General features: G+C 66.1%; 21 protein-coding genes and 1 pseudogene. 9 read left to right on the plus strand and 13 right to left on the minus strand.

What is annotated here, in order from left to right:
* Positions 1-202, plus strand: a pseudogene (locus NRB20_RS37565) (hypothetical protein); the annotation flags it as partial.
* Positions 203-302: 100 nt separating this feature from the next.
* On the opposite strand, the gene NRB20_RS15555 reads toward NRB20_RS37565, so the two are convergent.
* Both NRB20_RS15555 and NRB20_RS15560 read right to left on the minus strand, forming a co-directional pair.
* Positions 303-833 (minus strand): class IV adenylate cyclase, encoded by a 531-nt coding sequence (locus NRB20_RS15555; RefSeq protein ID WP_227833565.1) that lies wholly within the window; start codon positions 831-833, stop codon positions 303-305.
* 35 nt (positions 834-868) lie between these two features.
* Complete coding sequence (locus NRB20_RS15560) at positions 869-1,900, minus strand: radical SAM protein (RefSeq protein WP_319944969.1); 1,032 nt, start codon at positions 1,898-1,900, stop codon at positions 869-871.
* A gap of 1,182 nt (positions 1,901-3,082) precedes the next feature.
* Here NRB20_RS15560 and NRB20_RS15565 point away from each other — a divergent pair.
* Positions 3,083-4,447 (plus strand): hypothetical protein, encoded by a 1,365-nt coding sequence (locus tag NRB20_RS15565; protein ID WP_153410870.1) that lies wholly within the window; start codon positions 3,083-3,085, stop codon positions 4,445-4,447.
* Here NRB20_RS15565 and NRB20_RS15570 read toward each other — a convergent pair.
* Entirely contained in the window at positions 4,431-4,844 is a 414-nt protein-coding gene (locus NRB20_RS15570; protein WP_227833580.1) for an NUDIX hydrolase, read from the minus strand. The genes NRB20_RS15565 and NRB20_RS15570 overlap by 17 nt on opposite strands.
* Positions 4,845-5,464: 620 nt before the next feature.
* On the opposite strand from NRB20_RS15570, the gene NRB20_RS15575 reads away from it, so the two are divergent.
* Positions 5,465-5,671, plus strand: coding sequence for a DUF397 domain-containing protein (locus tag NRB20_RS15575; RefSeq protein WP_153410872.1), 207 nt, complete (start codon positions 5,465-5,467; stop codon positions 5,669-5,671).
* 46 nt (positions 5,672-5,717) lie between these two features.
* On the opposite strand, the gene NRB20_RS15580 is transcribed toward NRB20_RS15575, so the two are convergent.
* The 7 genes from NRB20_RS15580 to NRB20_RS15610 form a co-directional block, all read right to left on the minus strand.
* Complete coding sequence (locus tag NRB20_RS15580) at positions 5,718-6,878, minus strand: MFS transporter (RefSeq protein ID WP_153410873.1); 1,161 nt, start codon at positions 6,876-6,878, stop codon at positions 5,718-5,720.
* A gap of 126 nt (positions 6,879-7,004) precedes the next feature.
* Entirely contained in the window at positions 7,005-7,835 is an 831-nt protein-coding gene (locus tag NRB20_RS15585; protein WP_227833566.1) for a Fic family protein, read from the minus strand.
* Positions 7,832-8,578, minus strand: a complete 747-nt coding sequence (locus NRB20_RS15590) for a helix-turn-helix domain-containing protein (protein ID WP_153410874.1) — start codon at positions 8,576-8,578, stop codon at positions 7,832-7,834. Before NRB20_RS15590 ends, NRB20_RS15585 begins: the two co-directional genes overlap by 4 nt.
* A 133-nt stretch (positions 8,579-8,711) precedes the next feature.
* A complete protein-coding gene (locus NRB20_RS15595) occupies positions 8,712-9,797 on the minus strand; it encodes a DUF3558 family protein (protein ID WP_194289870.1) in 1,086 nt (361 codons plus the stop codon).
* Between the two features lie 230 nt (positions 9,798-10,027).
* Positions 10,028-11,311: a multidrug effflux MFS transporter gene (locus tag NRB20_RS15600; RefSeq protein WP_227833567.1), complete on the minus strand. Its 1,284-nt coding sequence runs from the start codon at positions 11,309-11,311 to the stop codon at positions 10,028-10,030.
* A gap of 270 nt (positions 11,312-11,581) precedes the next feature.
* The gene (locus NRB20_RS15605; RefSeq protein WP_153410876.1) at positions 11,582-12,406 is read right to left on the minus strand and encodes a hypothetical protein; all 825 of its coding nucleotides are present in this window, start codon (positions 12,404-12,406) and stop codon (positions 11,582-11,584) included.
* 256 nt (positions 12,407-12,662) lie between these two features.
* A complete protein-coding gene (locus NRB20_RS15610) occupies positions 12,663-13,295 on the minus strand; it encodes a VC0807 family protein (protein WP_153410877.1) in 633 nt (210 codons plus the stop codon).
* A 647-nt stretch (positions 13,296-13,942) separates the two neighbouring features.
* Here NRB20_RS15610 and NRB20_RS15615 point away from each other — a divergent pair.
* The 4 genes from NRB20_RS15615 to NRB20_RS15630 all read left to right on the plus strand — a co-directional run bounded on the left by NRB20_RS15615 (position 13,943) and on the right by NRB20_RS15630 (position 16,740).
* A complete protein-coding gene (locus NRB20_RS15615) occupies positions 13,943-15,136 on the plus strand; it encodes a sensor histidine kinase (protein ID WP_227833568.1) in 1,194 nt (397 codons plus the stop codon).
* Between the two features lie 54 nt (positions 15,137-15,190).
* Positions 15,191-15,913 carry a response regulator transcription factor gene (locus NRB20_RS15620; RefSeq protein WP_153410878.1) on the plus strand — a complete coding sequence of 241 codons (723 nt, stop codon included), beginning with the start codon at positions 15,191-15,193 and terminating at the stop codon, positions 15,911-15,913.
* Position 15,914: 1 nt separating this feature from the next.
* Positions 15,915-16,256, plus strand: coding sequence for a hypothetical protein (locus tag NRB20_RS15625; protein ID WP_153410879.1), 342 nt, complete (start codon positions 15,915-15,917; stop codon positions 16,254-16,256).
* A 172-nt stretch (positions 16,257-16,428) separates the two neighbouring features.
* A complete protein-coding gene (locus NRB20_RS15630) occupies positions 16,429-16,740 on the plus strand; it encodes an excalibur calcium-binding domain-containing protein (protein ID WP_153410880.1) in 312 nt (103 codons plus the stop codon).
* A 73-nt stretch (positions 16,741-16,813) separates the two neighbouring features.
* Here NRB20_RS15630 and NRB20_RS15635 read toward each other — a convergent pair whose 3' ends face one another.
* Entirely contained in the window at positions 16,814-17,038 is a 225-nt protein-coding gene (locus NRB20_RS15635; protein ID WP_040820017.1) for a DUF3618 domain-containing protein, read from the minus strand.
* Between the two features lie 132 nt (positions 17,039-17,170).
* On the opposite strand from NRB20_RS15635, the gene bcp reads away from it, so the two are divergent.
* On the plus strand, positions 17,171-17,644 hold the full coding sequence (gene bcp, locus NRB20_RS15640) for a thioredoxin-dependent thiol peroxidase (RefSeq protein ID WP_153410881.1): 474 nt from the start codon (positions 17,171-17,173) through the stop codon (positions 17,642-17,644).
* A 107-nt stretch (positions 17,645-17,751) separates the two neighbouring features.
* On the opposite strand, the gene NRB20_RS15645 is transcribed toward bcp, so the two are convergent.
* The gene (locus NRB20_RS15645; RefSeq protein ID WP_153410882.1) at positions 17,752-19,116 is read right to left on the minus strand and encodes a hypothetical protein; all 1,365 of its coding nucleotides are present in this window, start codon (positions 19,114-19,116) and stop codon (positions 17,752-17,754) included.
* 376 nt (positions 19,117-19,492) lie between these two features.
* Here NRB20_RS15645 and NRB20_RS15650 point away from each other — a divergent pair, with 376 nt between their 5' ends.
* A complete protein-coding gene (locus tag NRB20_RS15650) occupies positions 19,493-20,125 on the plus strand; it encodes a TetR family transcriptional regulator (protein ID WP_227833581.1) in 633 nt (210 codons plus the stop codon).
* Between the two features lie 165 nt (positions 20,126-20,290).
* On the opposite strand, the gene acpS is transcribed toward NRB20_RS15650, so the two are convergent.
* Complete coding sequence (gene acpS, locus NRB20_RS15655; RefSeq protein ID WP_040820002.1) at positions 20,291-20,716, minus strand: holo-ACP synthase AcpS; 426 nt, start codon at positions 20,714-20,716, stop codon at positions 20,291-20,293.
* Positions 20,717-20,725: the final 9 nt, after the last annotated feature.

Genomic DNA, 20,725 nt, shown 5'->3' on the forward strand with positions numbered 1-20,725 from the left:
TATCGCGAACCCCGACGACCCGACCAGCCCCGGCACCGACCTGGACCACACCGATCCAGCACTGATCACCACCGCCGCGCAACGCGATACCCGCACCGCCACGCAACGCACCCACGACGCGTTCACCCTCCTACTGGGAACGTTGATCGACCCGGATGCTGCGGCCAATGACCGGCAAGTACGACGTCGCCTTCATCGATAGCATGGGCTGCGACAGGTCAGACCCTGCGTCCAGGGGCGAACGGACGGAAGCCTGGGGTCTGCCGTTCGGATACTCGTAGGGGAGGTGGTGAACGACTTGCTCAGAAACGTAGTTCGCGGATGGTATTGAGGTCGATGCCGTGCCGGGCATAGATTTTGATCGTATTCTCGCCGGTGAGGTCGGTTTCGGTGTAGCCGAGGAGTTCGGCGATCCGGATCACGTCGTGTTTTGTCGCGGCTTCAATTTCAAGGTATGGCGGGATGTGTGGCCAGGTGTCGATTTCTAGTTGTGCGCCGTCGAGAGTGAAGCTGACTCGCTTGTTTTCCTGGTAGGACTTCGCGGTGAAGCCCAGCATTTCGAGCAGGGTGTTGGTGGTAGCGAAGTCCTCGACAATCACCTCTACTTCGTGGGTGCCGTCGATGGCGTCACTGGTGATCTCCTTGACGGCCAGCGTTGTCGTGGTTCCATTGTCGCGCAATCTGATCCATTTACCGCCGACACCGGAGGTGACGTCGTAGACGCGGCGACGCATGAACCGTTCGCCGATTTTTCGACCGCCTTTGCCCAAGATGTCCTGCTCGATAGTGTCGGGGTCTATATCGAGGATCTTGGCTTCGTGCTCGATGGGCACGGGAGGCTCCTTCTGGGTCGGTCGATGGGTTCAGGTTATCCGGCGCGGCGGGTGGTGAGCCTGTGGTACTCGGCGTTGCGCAGGTTCAGGATCTCTGTGCGCAGTGGGCTGGTCAGGAACTCGGCCAGTGGCAGGCACAGGTCCATGCGCTGAATGCATACGCCGATCTGGAATCCTGTGGTCCGGTCGTAGTAGAGCCGGACCCCGTAGAAGCCTTCCTCGCAGTCGGTTTCGTTGTTGAACCGGCACCCGGTGCAGGTGCTCGGTAGGCGGACGGGGCGGATCTGTTTGAAGTAGATTCGGCGACCGCCGGGCAGGCGGTAGGCGGTGCGCGAGTTCGAGCCGCCGGCGGTGATGTAGTGCGCCTCGGCGACTGCTCCGCGCTCGGTGAGGATGCGCTCGATCGCTTCGATGGATGAGGCACCGTGGTCGAGTGACATGAGTAGCCGGACCGTAAGATGCGTGGAGAACTCGTCAAGTAGCCTGTGCACGCGCGAAGCGTGACTATGGTCGGGCACAACGATATTCGCGCTGGCCTTGATCCCGTGTGCTTCGCAGGCGGCGATCGATCGGTTGAGTGCATCGATTTTGCGTTGGGCGAGAATAGGATTGCGGAATCGGGCGTGCTGGACCTCGACGATTTCGGCGGCGGTCGTGCCGAAGATCGAGAAGTTCACCCGATCCAGTCCGGCGGCTGCGCAATCCGGGATCACTCGCTCGCCGCGTTCACCGTTGGAGGTCATGCCGACCTGGTAACCGGCATCAACGGCGAGCTTGGTCAGCTTCGCGATGCCTGGATGCAGGGTCGGCTCTCCGCCGGTCCAGTGCAGTTCGGTTAGTTCGAGAGCGTCACGCAGCGCCAGGAGTGCACGGGTGAATTCGTCGTTGTCGGGTACAGGGGCAGGCAGGAACGTTGCGCCGTTGGTCGCGGCGTAGATCGACATGCGCCCGCTGGGGCCGGTGGACAGGAAATCGCCGGGTACTCGGTGGCGGTTGTCGATGGCGACGGGTGTTCCTTCGTTGTGGCAGAACGTGCAGGTGAATCCACAGGCGTCGTGGATCTTCACACGCAGGGTGGTGTCCTTGTCGACGTGGACAGGGATTATGGCGCGGAACATGACCGTGCCCCCTTCATTTCGATTTGCTGGGTGGTGTCGGCCGCGGCTGACAGCTCCCCGGCCTGATTTCGGTGAGTGACTGCGTGAGTGGGGCCGGTCAATACCGGCGGGAGGTGTCCGGTGTCATGTGTCCGGCGTCGATGAGTGTGCGCTGTGCTGCTGCCTTGCGTGGACACTGATCTGCGCGACATGCTTTGTGCTGCTGCATGGTTCGGTGTGCTTCGGACACGCCAAACGGTTTCTCCGGGGCCGCATGAGGCGACCCGGCAGGCCGGGCAGCCGTGCCGTGCTGCTCGGTGCGGTCTTGCATGTGCTGGTGTCCGGCACGCCACTCGGCTGCCACGCGGTCGATGATCGCTTGTGCCGACATCTCGTCGGGCTCGGCTTCGCGCCACCAATTGAAGCTCACCGTATTTCACTCCTGTCATGTGATCGACGTTTCTCGTACGCGTGCAGCGAATTTGGGTGGCATCGTCAACGTCGCCATCTAGATTGGTTGTAAGACAGCCTGTTTCGGGATGCTCAGCGCGCAACGGGGCGGTCGTGGTATATGGCGACGGTCAGCGGATGGTCGGGGTTGGTGGTCCCAGCGTCGCGGCGGCCCAAGTCATTGGCGGGCTCACCGTTTCCAGGTCACAGACGTTGCACACACGAGCAAGGGTGTTGTCCAGGGTGTCGAGGTCGTATACGGCAACGACGGCGGCCTGGACCCCTCTAGCGATGCCGAGCGCATAGCCGATGGGATCGGGATGACGGTCAGGGGGGCCGGACCGTGTAGAGGTAGTGGTAGCCCAATCGCTCTACGTGTCGGCGGATCTCGATCGCGTGTTCTAGCGCGGTCAGCCCGGATTTATCGGGCCGTACCAGGCCGATGGCCTTCGGGTTCATCTCTTCGCACTCCGTGGTGTCGTGAGCGTCGTCGGCGCGTTCTCGAATCCGCCGGGCAATTCTTCGGAGGCTTCGCGGAGGGGCAGCGCGACATCTATTGCTTCAGAACACCGCGCGGCAGGGGGCGGGCATAAGACGTGCGTGCCGGGAGGATGTGTGCAGGTGGGGTGGGGGTGTGCACAAGGGGTGTGCGCGACCGGCTGAAAGTCGCGCCCGGAGTGTTGCGCGTGCCACACTCTGGCTATGGGACGCCAGCCCAAAGAACCGAACCGGGAACTGGAGGAGCTCCTCGACGAGTCCGGCATCAGCAACAAGGGCCTGGCTCGGCGGGTGGTTGAACGAGGGCGTGCGGTCGGCCTGGAACTGGCCTACGACCACCGGTCGGTAGGCCGGTGGCTGGACGGCCAGCAGCCGAATTCCCCAGGGCCGGAGTTGATTGCGGACGTATTAACCGAAGCTCTCGGGCGACGGATCACTCCGCCTGTGTGCGGGATGTCCGGCGGCCGCGATCCGGTGGATATGGGGTTGGAGTTCGCATTGAGCTTGACCGAGGCGACGACGTCGGTGACGGCGCTGTGGAGGAGTGACGTGGAGCGCAGGCGGTTCCTGAAGGGAGCCTCGTACGCGGTGGCGGTGTACCCGGCCGCTTCGATGCGCTGGCTGACGCTGCCGGGGCCTGAGCACCCTGTGTCGGCTGGGGCGCGGCGTGTGGGTCAAAGCGACGTCGACGCGGTTCGCGCCATGGCGGCGGCGTTCCGTGACCTCGACAATCGAGTTGGCGGAGGCAAGGTTCGGCCCACGATCGTGCAATACCTGCATAGTTCCGTCGGGCCACTGCTGCGTGGCAATTACGCCGAGCCGGTAGGTCGTCAGCTGTTCACGGCGGCGGCAGAACTCACCAAACTAGCGGGATGGGCCGCCTACGACCAGGAAGAGCACGGATTGGCCCAGCGATATTTGATCCAAGCGTTGCGGTTGGCCCGCGCTGCTGGTGATCCCGGTCTCGGAGCGGAGATTCTGGCGGCGATGAGTCATAAGGCGACGTACGTCGGCCGACCCGGTGACGCGGTCGACCTGGCCCGGGCGGCCCAAATCTCTGCCCGCAGTGCGGGATTGGCGGCCCTGGAAGCGGAGTGCCGGCTGGTCGAAGCCCACGGCCATGCCGCACGCCTCGACGAGGCGATGTGCGCCACGTCCATCACTGCAGCCGAACGGACATTCGCCAAGGCGGAATCGTCCGACCAACCGGAATGGCTGGCCTACTTCGACGGCGCGTACATGTCGGCCAAGGTCGCCCACTGCTTCCGGGAGTTGGGCGACGACGCCCGATCCGCGCGGTTCGCCGAGCAATCACTGAACATGTCCGACGGATATCTCCGCGGCCGCGCGTTCAACCTGACGCTACTGGCTTCGACTCGCGTGACCGAAGATCCACAAGAAGCTGTACGCATCGGCCACCAAGCGCTCGACATCGCGGCAGGCTTGTCGTCGCGACGCAGCCACGCCTACTTGCGTGATCTGCGCCAGCGACTGGCCCCTCATGCGGGTATGCCGGATGTTCAGGATTTCCGGCAGCAGGTTCGCGAGCTGACTACGCGTCGAGACTGAGCGCACGATAGATCGCGACCACGGTGGCCGCGCCGACGATCTCGCCACGATCGATCATCGCCGCTGCATCCTCGAGCGGTATCCAGCGAATGTCTTCGGCCTCGTTGATATCGGGCTCAGTGTCGGTGAGTTCGGCGCAGCGGGCGAGGTAGATCTCCTGGGGCTGATCGAGGCTGCCGATCGACGGCTGATAGGTGACCAGGTGCTCCATTGAGCATGGCCGCCAGCCGGTCTCCTCCTGGACCTCACGGGCAGCGGCGTTCGCGACATCTTCGGCGTGGTCGACGTAGCCGCCGGGCAGCTCCCACACCCATCTGTCGATGATGAACCGGTGCCGATACATCAGCAGCGCTTCGCGGTTCTCGTTGAGTACCAGCGTCATTGCGCAGCGCGGCATCCGCGCCACGTACTGTGTGAACCTCACGCCGTCAGGCAGTTCGACATCGACGGTCGACAACCGGATGTGCCGGTTCTCATCGACAAGCTTCTCGCCGTGGATCTTCCACTGAGTGCGTTTCACGACCCGACCCTACGCCCAAGACGGCACTGACGATCTTTGATCCACGCTCCGATAACCGCCTGGTCTCGGCGGGACGAGGATGGGTCGCTCTGGACAACGGCCGTTGGTCAGGGGCGAGGCGTCCTGACGCGTCCATTCACTGTGATGTCGCCTCTGTACACGTCGGTGACGCGTCGCGGTATGCGTCAGCGAGATGTAGACGCGTCTGCCGGAGTCACCTTTGCGGGTAGCAATCAACCGGGCGGGTTCTGTTGTCTCCGTTCGATGTTCCTGATCGGGTCGACGTATTGGGATGGTGCGAGGGTTGTGAGTATCTGATCGAGGACAGTCTTGGCGGGTTGATAGGTCGGGGTGTCGAGTCTGCCGGTGAGAGCGAGCCCGAAGATCACCCTGAGCACGGCGGCGACCAGTTCCGGGGAAGCGAGGACTTCCTCAAGCGCGCGGCCGGACCTGTCGACCTCGTTGTCGAGGGGCTGAGCAAGCGATCAAGGAACGCAATGAGCACGTGGCGTAAGAGCAGCTACAGCACAGGCAGCGATCACTGCGTCGAGGTCAAGTTCGCCGACGACACGGTCTACATCCGCGACAGCAAGTACCTCCGAAACCCGGCCAACACCCCCGCCAACCAACCGATCCTCGCCGTACCCGCCGCCGATTGGGACAACTTCCTCCAACTCGCGACAAACCGCCCGCCGCACAAGTAGGCGCATGCGGAGCGGTGCCACATAGCTGCGGCCGAGCAGGTCGGCCCTATGTCCCCCCGCGACGTTGGGCGGCGAACATCACCGAACCACCGATCAGCATGCACCCGGCACCGATCGCAATCATGGTTCCGTAGGGGTTCACGACCGGCGAGCCCGAATCATGTCCGATGAGCAGATCCAGCGCCTGCGAGAGCGCGACCGTCCCGGCGATCGAGGCGAGCGCCATGACCGGAGTGGTGATCGCGGTGATCCTGCCCATGTATCCGTACGGGGTGGCCTCCTGAAGGATCGGCCCCTGGCACAGGACGTACAGCGAGAACACCGTGCCGCACACGAACATCGAGACGAAAGCCACGGGAATCGAACGCGCCAAACCATAGATGCCGTAACCGATACCCAAGCCCATCAATGCCAGCACATAGACACGATGCCGGCCGTATCGCTTCACCAAACGCACGCCCAGGATACTGGCCACCAGATTTCCGGCGGGGAACATCATCGACAGCAGACCATACTGTTCCGGTTCGAGTCCCAGAGTCTTCAAACCATAGAGGCTCAACGTCGTACTGTTTATTCCGAGAGAAATACCGTACAGCACGACACCGATCAGAATCATCCGCAGTGATGCACTACCCCAGGCCGTTCGAAATCCTTCGGCGAACTCCGACCAGAAATGCGCGGGAGAACTTTCCGCTCGGATCGATCGATTCGTGGTGAGACAGGTCATCGACAACGAAATCCCGTAGGCGCCGATACACACCGATATCGATGCCACGGTCCCGAGGACCGCATAGGAGACCGGGCCGAGCGCCGTCGCGGCCATCGCAACGCCGGTCAGCGCGAACATGCTCGTACCGGCTGCCTCCACGCGCTGCTCCGCGGGGATTATCACCTGCATCAATGCGCCACGAGCAGGGTTGAAGAACTGGGCCGACACATTACCGATCGTCAAGACGATCAAGGACGCGCCATACTGCACGGCACTGCTTTCCGAGCCGCACACCAGAACGATCAACAGTATTGCGTAGAACAACGCTCGGACCGCGTCGCTGACGACCATTACACGTCGCGCGTCCCAGCGATCGACGAGTACTCCCGCGAGCGGCGCGACAATGATGCGCGGAACAGTCGCGGACAACACCACCGACCAGCGCCGACGCACTGCCGGACGCGTCACCGAACCGTTCCAGCGCGAGAGCGGCCGCATTGGGCAACGTCAGACCGATGGACGACACCATCACGAAAAAACGACCCGCGCTACAACTACGCCTGAGCGTCGGTCCACGTACGGCCAGCAGTCCAGGCGGCTATGGAGAGCGTCCTGGCTCACCGATCACTCCGGGAGCGTGCAACTGGCCAGGAAACGCAGCAGATCTGTGGCTTCGTCGAATTCGAAGAGGGTGTCCAGGGCATTGTTGAATTCGAGTTTGCGGCTGAACGGAATGCTGACCACGTCGTAGCCGGAGGACATCAACTCGCCGGTCATCATCAGACGAGCGGTTCGTTTGTTGCCGTCGAGGTAGAACTGGCGGCGGGTCGCGGCCGCGAAATACAGCAGGGCCCGACGGCGCGAATCCTCTTCGTTGCCAAGATGATCGACAAGGTTGTCGAAATGCTCGCGCAGTACCGCCCCGGTCGGCCCCGGGTCGATGCCGGGGACGAGTCCACCATTGGCGAGGCGTACCGTGCCACCGCCACGGACTGATCCCTCGCCCCGGAATCGCCCTGACTCTATGGCCTCGTACCTGGCCGTGACCGCATGTAGTCGGTCCGAAATCGGTTTCGTGAGCTGGAATTCGCCCGCGGCGACGATCTCGTCCAGCAGGTTGTACGCCTCGCTGAGGGCGATGATCTGCTGTTCCTCCTCGATCTTCTTGCCGCCGACCGTCACTCCGTCGAGCAGTGTCCGAACCTCCGGCAGGGTGAAGGTATTTCCTTCCAAAGCCGCTGTATTCCAGATGAATTCGGGCAGGTGTGCGCGGAACCGATGGCGGGTGCGCTCGATCGGGCTCGTCGGGATGGCATCGACATCGAAGGCGGCCCAGGTGATTCCGGTGTCCTCGAACCGATGCCTGTCCTGGCGAGATGCGGAGGTGCGGGCGGGTGGCGGCCCGGATGTGGGCGCGTACCGGTCCGCGCCGGGAGCCCACTTCTTCTCACTCACCATGTCCTCGCTTCCCGCATGGCATCGTCTGCTACCGGGCCGCCCTGGGCGAGACAGTCGAGAATGATCTGAATCGGCGCCGCGTACCGGACTATTCCTCGCTGAAAGGAGCCCGCGAACAGTTCGGGCTCGGCCCTGACGATCGCGATCCGCGCACGGTCGACGCGGTGCGTGGCACGGAGGTTGGCGTCACCCAGTAGTCGGCCGACCTTCTGGACGTCCAGACACCACAGGATCGTCACCACCGGTGCGGGATCGTGCTGCGGAGGCAAGGTCAGACCGGCGGGCCCCGACAACGCCCAACTGTCACCCGAGGCGTCCCCCGCCGAGGCGAGGCGGCCCAGCGACACCGTGCCGGACAGCAGGAGCGCGCCCGGCCGATCCAGGGGCGAGGAGGCCGATGCCGCGGCCGCGGCGAGGTCCAGCGGGGAGTCGCCCTCGGCCATGCGCGTCAAACGCTCGCGCCATCTCCGCACCTCGGGATCATCCGGGGCTCGGTAACCCTCCTCGAGCAATTCCCGGGCTGCGGCGGCGGCGAACCGATCACTGACCGGACGGCTGACGATATCGAAATCGATCCCACACGCCAGGGCGATTTCCCTGAGAGTGCCGAGCGAGGGGTCGACCCGGCCGGTTTGGATTCGATGAACGGTGGAAGCGGACACACCTGCACGCCTGGCCACAGCAGCCGCACTCAGCCCGGTCGCACCGATCCAGTCTGCAACCTCATGTTCCCGTTCCATATATGGAATATTACAGGTGCCATTCCATATATGGAACAGCGAATGCTGCTCAGGATTCGATGATCACGATCTGTGACGGCCCGAATACCTCGCCGAACTCCTGGACGAGGAGGCCGCGGACGACGCTCACGCGTCAGCGGCTGGCGGGGAAGTGTTGGGACAGAGGGACTGCCAGGCGCGTGAGTTCGGCGCAGACGGCGTCGCGGCTGCTCGCGGTATCGTCTCTTGCCTCTATCTGGACGACGCCGGTCCTGACGCCGTGGATGTCCGTGGTTTGGGGGATGTCGAACAGGAGGATGCAGCCCGGATCGGTGGGGATATCGCTGTTGACGAGCAGGGCACGTCGATTGCCAACCATGACCGGGCGGGGTTGGGTGTGGACCTCGTAGGCCCAGTCCGTGAACCGGCTGTCCCAGGTAAACACGTCCACGTGGTACGAGGGGCTGGTCCACCAGCATCTTCCACTATGCGTGTCCGGGCTGTCCGCCTTCTTGGACTGTGGATTCAGGCCCGCTGCGGCGAGGTCGGCGTCGGGGATCGTGCACGGATCCCACACTGGTTGGGGCGCAGGCTTTGTCGTGGTGGCCGGGGTGGGAGCGGAGGTGGTGGTCGCGGCATCAGGCCGGAATGTCTTGCGCGGCAAGGTCTCCGAAAGATGGTGAATGAGTGCTTTCGCGATGGATTCGGCGCTGGAGGTGAGGTCCTTGCGCAGTTCTGGTGAGTCGCCGGTGGGTGCGGCGCCGCTTGCGCCGGACCAGTTGAGGCCCTGCGTATCGATCTCGAGGGAGAGGTTGTCGAGTTTGGTGTCGAGTCTCATCTGAGCTTGATTCTTCTCGAGCGGTAGGGCTGTGAGGGTGGCTTGATCGCCGATACCGCGAACCGGTGTCGAGGCCGGGCTTGCCGCGGTGGTGGTCGTGGTCTGTCCGGCAATGGCCGGGGTTGTCACAGTCAATAGGTTGATTGTCACTGTGCGCGAAAGGGATTCGGGTGTGGACACCTTGTCCGGGTGCGGAATCGGATCCTCGTAGATGACCGTGCAGTTGAGCGTGTCCCCGACCCAGGTGTCGTTCTTGAACGTGTTGACCAGCTGCGCACCCGCGGTCGGTAGGCTGCCCGCGAACTGGCGCAACTCATCACCCGCCGCGGTGAGGACCTCACCGCACGATGCGGGCAGCGCCGAATATCCGGATGTGTACTGAGGTTCGGATGGCCCGGTCAATCCCCCACACGAGCAACACGCGGCGACTACTGCCCCGACAACCACGATGCTTTGCCATGATCGCGACCCGGCCCCGATCAGCTTCCCGAACATGTTGTGCCCGCCTCGAACTCGATTCTCACCGTAGGTGTCTCACCTCGGGTATCGGCGCACGATATCAAGCTCTATCGGGCAACGACAGTCGTTTTCAGGTCGCCGGACGCACCCTGAGCATGGGCATTCGGAAAACGCTACGTGTTCGGATCCGCATCCGATCGCGTGGCGGTCGGCTCGGCGGATCGCCCACCCAACCGCACCAGCCCGACGCGCGCGACCACCGCCAGCACCGCCACACTCACCGTCACCACACCCATCGGAATCGCGCTGCGCCCACCGAGACCGACCAGCGGAGCCACCGCCGCACCCAGCACGAACTGGGTGCAACCGACCAGCGCCGACGCACTGCCGGACGCGTCACCGAACCGTTCCAGCGCGAGAGCGGCCGCATTGGGCAACGTCAGACCGATGGACGACACCATCACGAACAGCGGAATCTCGATCGCCACCGCCCCGCCGTGCGCGAGCGCCACGATCAGCAGCACGATCGCGCCCGTGCACACACCGGCGAGTCCCAGATCCAGCACCCGCCGCGGCGACCAGCGCCGCAGCAGCCGGATGTTCAGCGCGTTGGCCAGCATGATCCCGACACCGTTGACGGCGAAGATCAACCCGAAAACCTGTGCGCTCAAAGCGAAAAGGGTCTGGAAGACGAACGAGGACGCCGAGATGTAGGCGAACATCGCCGCGAAGGCCAGCGCACCGGCCAGGGCGTATCCGGCGAATTCCGGGACGACCGCGATTCGGCGCAGGGTGGCGAACGTCGCGGTGAGCTCACCGCGATGCCGGGCCTGCGGCGGCAACGTCTCGGGCACGCCCACGATCGCGATGATCAGGAAGATCAACCCCAAACCGGCCAGCACCCAGAACAATCCGCGCCAGTCGATCACCCGCAGCAGCTGCGCCCCCGCCACCGGCGCGATGATCGGCGCCGCGCCACTGACCCCGAGCAGAATCGAAAATGCCCGTGCCCCTTGGGTTCCGGACCATCTGTCGCGCACGATGGCGAAGGAGATGACAATCCCGGCCGCACCGGCCAACCCCTGCAACAGCCGCGCCCCATCCAGCAGCGCGACCGTCGGCGCGACCGCGCACAGCGCCGAAGCGATGGTGAACACCGCCATCCCGGCGATCATCGGACGTCGTCGTCCCCACCGATCGCTGAGCGGCCCGGCAAGCAGCTGCCCGAGCGCCAACCCGACCAGACACGTCGTCAGCGACAACTGGATCCCGGCCTGACTCGCGTGCAGCGACGCCGCCGCCTGGGGCAGACTCGGCAGATACAGATCCGTCGTGATCGGCCCGAACGCCGACAACGCCCCCAACACCACGATCAACCGCGCGTTCCCACGCCGCGACCCCACCGCCTCGGCCACCTCCACCGACCCGTCCCGCTCACTCATCCGCCGCTCACCCATCTACCTCGAACCTCCTCACCCACCCCGCCGACCATACCCAGGTCCGCGCGGAAAAGTGGCACGCCCGTACGCCGTGGTCGTCGGCCGCCGCGAACCTCGCAATCGCGCACCACGCCGTCATTCGGCCCCGGTCCAGGATGAACCGCAGCCGAATCCCCTTGCCTGTCACCACCCGCATCACGTGCGATGCGCGCACAGACTCTCCAGTCACGCCGAAGGGCGGGCCTCCGATGAGGAGACCCGCCCGACGTGTCCGCGAACTACACGGAACTACTTCTTGGCAGCCGGCGGCGCGGCCGGGTTGGTGCAGAACGCGCCGGGCGTGGTGCACGGGGCGTTGATGGTGCTGAAGTACTGGTACGCCGACCACAGCATCATCGGGCCGCCGACCAGGATGGTGCCCAGCAGCGTGCCCACGGTGCCGACCGTCGCGACACCGGCGATGCAGCCGATGATCGCGCCGGGAATCACGCCCGCGAACAGCGTGGTGATCGCGGTGGAGACCGAACCGACCACACCACCGGCGACGCAGCCGACGGTGACGCCGATCAGCGCGCCGACGACCGCGCCGATCAGGCTGGAGATGGTCGCGCGCGAGCCGAACGCCGACAACTCCTGCTGGTCACGGGGGGTGAAGGACTCGTCGATCTGCTTCGGATCCACCTTGGTGGCATCCTTGGCGGCGGCCATCGCCGCCGCCGAGATCGGGTGCGCGACCGGGGTGCCGCCGGTGGACCGCGGAGTCAGACGCACCTGGTGGGCGGCGATGTCGGCGTTGATCGGGAACTGGGTGTTGTCCTTGCGGTACACCAGCGGAACCGAGTCGACGACGGTGCCCTTGGTATTGGCGACGGTCAGGCTGTCACCGACCTTCTTGAACGTGGCATCGGTGGCCTTCAGGACAGCTGATCCGCCATCACGGTTCAGCGTGTAGTGAATTCCGTTGACGACCACCGTCTGCGATGCCGGAACATTCTGGAACGGCGACGCGGCGGCGGGGGCGGGGGCCGGTGTGGCCGGGGCGGCATACGCGGGTGCTGTGGCGATTCCGACGGCGCCGACCACCAACGCTGCACTCGCAGCAAACTTCCTCATCTGATACGACCTCAAACCTTTCTTTGACCACGGTGAGTCCGCGTACTCAGCACGGACACACCGATCCTCACCGGTCAATCAGGCCGTACCAATATTTCAAAAAGGTGAAATTCAAATGGAAACTCGACCCTTTCGACAGAAATCCACCAAAAAACCGGCAGCGAATTACAATCAAAGGGTGGTCAATTTCCTTGAAGGAAATTGACGAACCTTTGATTGAAACCGTTCGAATTGTAATGAAGGAAATAACGGCGAATTATGCGGCGTCGATCCGCGCGTCGATGTTCATCCGCTTGCGAACGTGCATCGAATAGGCGAACGCCAGCCCGAGCCCGACCCACTCCACCGGATTGCCCAACCCGACCACCGTCGACACCGGCAACGTGGCGATCATCGCGAACCGCACCAGCGCGACCGCCGCGAACGCCCCACCCCAGACCAGCGTCGACCGCAGGAAGATCCGCCGCACCTCGGCATCGTTGTCCCACAAGGCATTCCACGCCCGCACCTGCTCCTCGCCGGACGCCCGCAGCCGCTGCACGATCCCGAACATCGCCGGTCGCCCGAACGCGCAGGTCCCCAGCAGCAGCCCGCCGACCACCGCGTCGGTGATCGGATCCTTCGCCAACACCACCCGATCGCTACCGCTCACCAGCGCCAACACCAGCCCCAACCCGTTGATCGCCAGCACGAACCCGGCCAGCCCGTCGAACCGCCGCAGCACCGCCGCCGGAACCAACACCCACAACGCCGAAACCGCCGTAGACCACAGCAGCGCCACGAAACTGCTGTGCCCCAACGCCGTGATCAGGTAATACAGCCCGATAGGCAGCACCACCGGACACAGATTCACCACCATCCGCCGGAACCGCCCGCCCTGCGCGGACACCGAGCCGACCGGAGACCCACCCCCGGCAGCCGAACCGGCACCCCCGGCAGGAACAGAGCCGCCGCCGGACGCGAATCCGGCAGTGCGACCCGCCGCAGCACCTCGATCACCACTGACAGCCGGGGTGGCCGCCGTGACGGAACGAGCGGCTGAAGCGAAACCATCGACCCGCGCAGAACCGGGAACCCGGTCGGCACCGACAGCCGAGATCGGTTGCCCCGCAGAGACAGAACCGGCAGCGGACACCATGCCGACAACCGGTGCCGACTTCGTGCCGGACACGCCAGCAGCGGACTCCGTGCCGGGCGCGAACCACTCGCCGTGTGCCGGATCGCCGGTGCGCACGGGCTGCGCGGTGGGTGCGGGACTCGCGGTGGGCTCGAACATCGGGTTCTCCCTGGTTATCGCCGAATTGGTATGTCAATCAAGCTATTTCGCCCAGGCCCGCAGCGCGTGGACCGACGGATGGAATCCACCGTCTCCACCCCCGGGTGTAGCTCGACCCGCGACTCCACCGTCGGCAGGTTCCCGCTCACCTGTCGCACTACCTACCCTCGACACATCATCGGAACCCGCGACACGCCGCACCCGCGCTGCGCGGCCGGTGGTCGGCGACAATGCTGGCGGTACCGATCCGGAGGAGAGTGATGGCGCAGAGACTGCTGCGTGCCGCGCGACGGTTGCTCGGCAGCGATCCGGAGAACAGCCCGCTGTTCCGGATCGTCGGCGGGCTGCTGCTGGCGGCGAATCTGCTGTGGAATCACGGTGGCGCGGTGCCGATCTGGTTGTGGATCGTCTTCGGCGGCGCGTACGCGATCTTCCTGATCTACGAGTTCTACGGCGACGCCCGGCCGCGTCTGGTGACGCCCGCGCTGATCGCCTGCATGCTGCTCGCCGCGGTCGCGGTCGGCCCGTGGCCCGATATCAGCCAGGTGAGCGCGCCGGTGATCCAACTGTGGGTCACCATCGGGATCTTCGCCCGGCAGATCGCGGTGAGCACCCGCCTGATCCTGACCACCGTCGCCCTCGCGGGCGTGGTGATGGTGCTGAGCGAATTGTTCGCCGGAGATCCCGCCCACATCCTGACCCCCGTGGCGATCCTCGTGATCGTGCTGCTGATGGGCCTGTACCGCCGCGAATACCGCGTCCAGATCCATCAGACCGAGATGCTGCTCGAACAGACCCGCCGCGCCCAGCACGAACACGCCCGCGCCGCCGCCCTCGACGAACGCGCCCGCATCGCCCGCGAGATGCACGACGTCCTGGCGCACTCCCTCGGCGCGCTGACCGTCCAACTCGAGGTCGCCGAGGGCCTGCTCAGCGAGAAGGGCGATGTGACCGGCGCGCTGACGCATCTGCGACGTTCGCACCGCCTGGCCCGGGATGGGCTGACCGAGGCGCGCGGCGCGGTGGCCGCGTTGCGCGAGGACGTCCCGCCGCTCCCGGAGGCGGTGCGCGGCCTGGTCGAGGGGTATCGCCGCGATCGCCGGATGAGCGTGGACTGCCTCGTCGACGGCGACCCCCGCGCGGTGCGGTCGGACGCGGTGGTCTCGCTGCTGCGCACCGCCCGCGAGGCGCTCACCAACGCCGCCAAACACGCACCCGGTGCGGCGGTGACCGTCGCGTTGAGTTTCGCCCCGGAACGGGTGCGGCTGTCGGTGCGCAACCCGATCGTCCTCGCGGACACCGGATCGGCCGAACCACCGCGGGCGCACGACGAGGGCGGCGGGTACGGTCTGACCGGAATGCGCGAGCGAGTCGCGCTGGTCGGCGGCACCCTGTCCGCCGGACCGGGACGCGACGGTCGCGACTGGGTGGTGACGGCGGAAGTACCCGGCTGAGCGGGCGGCGACGAGACGTCGGCGGCCGAATTCCGCCCGGCCGAAAGGGAGAGCATGAGTGGGTCAGGGCCGCAAGCGACGACGGAGCCCGACACCGCGATCCGGGTGCTCGTGGCCGATGATCAGCAGGTGATGCGCGAGGGCCTGGTCGCGCTGCTCGGCCTCGTCGACGGGGTGCGCGTGGTCGGTTCGGCCGGTGACGGCGAGGCGGCCGTGCGGGCGGTGGGCGAGCTGTCCCCCGATGTCGTGCTGATGGATCTGCGCATGCCCGTCCTGGACGGCGTCGCCGCGACCGCCAGGATCACCGCCGAACATCCGGGCACCGCGGTCATCGTGCTGACCACCTACGCCGACGACGAGTCCATCCTGGGCGCGCTGCGGGCGGGCGCGCGCGGCTACCTCACCAAGGACGCGGGCCGCGCCGAGATCGCCGCCGCCATCACCGCCGCGTCCGCCGGACAGTCCACCTTCGACGCGACGGTCTCCCAGCGCCTGGTCGCCGCCCTCTCCGACGCCACCGCCGCACCCCGGCCCACCCGCGAAAACCCAACGGCCCCAACGGCTACAACGCCCAAACCGGACGGACTGACCACCCGCGAGACCGAGGTCCTGGGCCTGATCGGGCAGGGCCTGAACAACGCCGAGATCGCCGGATCGCTGTTCATCTCCGAAACGACCGTCAAGACGCACATCAACAACGCCTTCGCCAAGATCGGCGCGCGCAACCGCGCCGAGGCCGTCCGCTACGCCTACCGCCACGGCCTGGCCCAGCCCTGACATGGCCGACTACGCGCACACCGACTTCGCCGCCAAGGGCCGCGCCGACAAGGCCCGCCGCCTGGCCGCCTACCTCTGGCAGCGCGGCATCACCGGCGCCGAACTGCTCGCCCTGCCCCCGGCAACCCGCCGCAAACTCGCCCGCGCCGCGGACACCAACCCACCGAGCACCGACGAAACCTGGTCGCTGACAGCGGAATTACTCGACGAGAAGGATGCCTGGGCCCGCCGCAACCCGAATCATCCTGCGGCACAACGCAGCTGCTCCGACGAGAAGATCCTCTGGGTGAAACCGCCGGTCACGCCCTGGCACGCACCCCCGCCGGAACCGCCCGGGCGCTGACCCGGCGTGTCGCCTCGCTGGGAGCCGCCTGGGAGATTCGGGCGCACTCGGGTCACGAGGTTGACAACGGCGCACGCCATCAGAACAGTAGACTCGCAAGCCCGGCGCGAGCACCACGGGGAGTGCCGACCGGGACCCGCCCCAGTCATCCGTAGCTACTATCGAGGAATACATGAACGTTCGCAGGCTCATCGTGACCGTGGGCACGGGCTTGGCCCTCGCCGCCCCGCTGGCCCCTTCCGCCGTTGCCGGAAGCCCCAACATCCCGTCGGGTTCGGCGGGCACCGGGTCTTCGAGCATCGACGACCTGATCGGCTCCACCGGATCCGCTGGTCTGGCCCAGACCGGTTCCGCCAGCGGCCGGGTGTACAAGAACTGCGACGAGGTCCGCAAGGCGGGCAAGGCGCCGCTGTTCCGCGGCGAGCCGGGCTACGCCCCGTACCTGGACCCGGACGGCACCGGAATGGCTTGCCCCACGCACTGATCCGGCCCCTGATACACGACACCCGGTGTGGCGCAATGCCACACCGGGTGTTCGTCGTTCGGGGCCGAAATGCTCAGCGGCGGAAGATCTTCACCAGCGTCACGGCCACGACGACCGCGCCCGCGCCGATGAGTCCGTACTTCACCTTGGGCTCGTTCAACTTCGCGAGCACCGCGTGTTTGGTCTTGTCGGCGATCCGCTGCGGGTCGGCCCGAACGGCGAGTTCATCGAGTGTGTTCGCGAGCCGGTTGCGCGCGGCTTCGATCTCCCGCTCGATGCTCTCGGTATCCTTCGCCACGTTGTATCTCCTGTGATTCGTCCGATGGGCGTGCGTCGCTGCCGTGGAGTCTATCCGCCGCCCCGAGACGACCGCCGCATCCGTCGCCGCCTGCGACCCGCACCGCCTCGCGCGTGAGCTACCGTGCTGGGCATGACCGAGAACTCCCGGCTCGCTCCGGGCGATATCGCGCCCGGCTTCACCCTTCCCGATGCCGACGGTAAGCCGGTGTCCCTGGCCGACTATCGCGGCCGCAAGGTGATCGTCTACTTCTACCCGGCGGCCAGCACCCCGGGTTGCACCAAGCAGGCGTGCGACTTCCGCGACAACCTCGCCGACCTCGGCGGCGCGGGCATCGACGTGGTCGGCATCTCCCCCGACAAACCGGCCAAACTGGCCAAGTTCAGGGACAACGAGAAACTCACCTTCCCGCTGCTGTCCGATCCGGACCGCGAGGTGCTCACCGCCTGGGGCGCGTTCGGCGAGAAGACCATGTACGGCAAGAAGATCACCGGCGTCATCCGCTCGACCTTCCTGGTCGACGGGGAGGGCAGGATCGAGGTGGCGCAGTACAACGTGCGCGCCACCGGGCACGTGGCCAAGCTGCGGCGCGATCTGTCGGTGTAGTCCCCCCGAACGAATGGTGCGGCCCGGACGCCGGAAACGGCCGGGCCGCACCGTTATTCGCGAATGCCGTCGTCCACGAGGCATTCACGTATCTCGCGGCCGCGGACTCACATGCGTCGCGCCGCGTCCGGATTCTGGTTCGCGTTCTGGTTCTGGTGCGCGTTCGGATTCTGGTTCTGCATGGCGTGCGGCGCGGGATGCGGCATCAACTGCGCGGCCCACGCCAACATCAGCCGCCAGTGGTTGTTCCACCACTTCGCGAATTCCGGCGACGTGACTTCCGGCGGCGGAGCCTCACCCGGGAACAAGAGCTGCTGATTCGGCCCGACCACCGGTGAATTCGGTTCGGGCAGTGGCGGAAATTCGGTCGAGGGGCCCGCGGCGGCCGGGCCCGGCGTCACCCGCATCAACTCGGGCACCGGCTGGTGCTGGGGCTGGTGTTGATCCAGCCGCTGTCCCGCCACCGGACCCCACAGCATCCCCGTCGGATCGATCGGCACCCCGCCCGGCGCGTCGGCCGATTGCGAGGGATGTCCCGAAAGCGCTTGCGGCCGTGGCGACTTCGCCGGAGCGGGCGCGGGCCGGGCGGCCGGCTGCGGAGCCGGAGTCACACGCTGACGCTGCGGCGTGGCGTTCGCGGCATCGGCCAGATCCGGCGCGGTACCCGAATGCGAATCCGAGGTCGCCTCGTACACCCCGCCCACCGCCAGCCCACCGGCGAGCACACTGGCCGCGGTGACCAGCACCGCGGCACTACGCGACACCCGCGGCCCACGCGGCACGACCACCGGCTCGGGATGGACGGCCAACGCCGCACCCGCCGCCGCGGCCGCCGCGCCCAGCCGGCTCGGAATGACCGGCACCCCGAATCCCTCGGCCAGACTCGCCTGCACCACCGAACCGCGCACGCCCGACCCGATCGGCACCACCGCCTCGGGCTGCACCCCCGCCGCCTCGAACTGATCCCAGGCCGCCGACACCGCCGGATGCATCGATTCCACACTCAGCCCGGACCCCGCGGCCGAGATCGAGGCGACCACCCGATCCCGCCCCGGCGAGATCAGCGAGAAGCACTGGCATCCCGGCACCACCTCGCAGATCAGCAGATGCCCGAACTCGCCCGTCCACGACATCGCCCGCGCCAACGCCAGATGCGCCGATTTCGCCGACACCATGGACGCGCTGCGCCACGGCCCCGACGCCAGCCCTGTCACAATCGCGCGCCGCTCGGCCGGATCTCGGTAGGTGACCGCCACCCCGGCGACCTGCTGATCCGGCTCGATCTCCTCGGCTAGCGCCTCCAACGCGGCCTCGACCGCCCGTGCGAGATCGGTTCGTCCGGCCCCGATGGTGAACGTCCGCTGGATCGACAACCGGTCGGGCAGTGCGCCGTCGCCGTCGGACAGCGCCACCGCGTGCACCGCGCCCCGCTCGGTCGAAACACCGAAGCTCACCACAGATCGTGCTACCACAGATCAAGCCTTTCGACGTGCCGTGTGAAGCCAGCAATTACCGAGGTCGTGCTGTTACCCGAGGTCGTGCAGCTGTTACGCGGGTCGTGCGATGGGGGGCTCCGCGCACCACGCGCGCGTCAGCGCCACGCCACGGAATGCGGGAGTCGGAGCAGAGAGCTCGCGTAGACGCACGCGCGCTCGGTATGTCTTCGTTACCATTTCCGGGCCGGATGGGTCGTGAGCCGCAACGAAACCGGAATCAGACGGCGCAGCCGCGTGTCATCAGCGTGTCGCTACCGCTAGCCTGGTGGACGTGGTGGAAGCGCGCACGGCAACGAGGTCGAACCGACGTCCGGACCCGGCGTTGGAGTTGCAGGACGATCCGCAGGAGCTCATGCCCCGCCGCCGTCCCACCCAGGAACGTAGCAAGCGCAAATTCGACGCGCTCCTCCAGTCGTCCCGAGAACTGCTGGTAGAGGTCGGATTCGAATCGTTCACCTGTGAGGAAGTGGCTGCGCGCGCGGAGGTGCCGATCGGCACGCTGTATCAGTTCTTCGCCAACAAGTACGTCATCGTGTGCGAGCTGAACCGGCAGGACCTGGTCGCGGTCACCCGCGAACTCTCGGATTTCAACGGCGAGGTCCCCTCGATGGACTGGCTGCGCCACATGAACAAGTTCGTCGACCACATGGCCGACCTGTGGATGACCGACCCGTCCCGCCGCGAGGTCTGGCTGGCCATGCAGTCCACCCCCTCCACCCGCGCCACCGGCACCATCCACGAGAAGGAATTCGCCGAGGTCGTGCAGCAGATGCTGCGCCCCCTGATGCCCCGCACCCCGCGTGCCCGCCGCTCGATGATGGCGCAGGTCCTGGTGCACGTGGTCTATTCGATGCTCAACTTCTCCGTCCAGGACGGCCTGCGCCACGAGGACGCCGTCGGCGAACTCAAACGCCTGATGGTCGCCTATCTCCTGGTGGCGGAGAAGGAATCCCGCTCCGGCGGGCAACGTCAGCCCGAAGCCTGAGCCGTTCTTCCGGCGCGCCGCAATCACTTTCGGTGCGTCGGCGGGGTTCCCGGCGCGAAATGAGCACGGCCGCAACGTCAGCCGAGCGCCACGCCCGGAACATCCTGTGACGACACAGAGTGTCCGGGCGCGGCCCCGTGCTGCGGTGCGGCCGCGACGTGAGAGCTAGGAACGCTCGATGAGATCCGCGAGTTCGCCCGGGTCCTCCAGGACGACCATGGCCGCGGCGGTGTCGCCGTCGTGGGTCAGGGACAGGTGCACCCGGACACGCGGCAGGAATTCGGCTGCGAGACCGTGCAATTTGATGCTGGGGCGGCCCCAGGCGTCGTTGACGACCTCGATGAGCGGATAGGGGTTGTCGCCGATCTGCGGGCTGCGGGCGAAGCGCGAGGTGGCCCACGCCTTGAGCACAGCCTCCTTGGCGGCCCAGCGGGCGGCGTAGCTGCGCGCGGGATCGGTGCCCTTGCTCTGGCAGTAGCGCCGCTCCCCTGCGGTGAAACTCTCCCGCAGCATGGTGGTTCCGGCGCGCTCGAGTTGTTCGGCGAATTCGGAGATGGTGACCAGGTCCAAGCCGATACCCAGGATCGTCAAGGCGAACGA

It is taken from the genome of Nocardia macrotermitis, assembly GCF_009604405.1.
Taxonomy (GTDB): Bacteria; Actinomycetota; Actinomycetes; order Mycobacteriales; family Mycobacteriaceae; genus Nocardia; species Nocardia macrotermitis.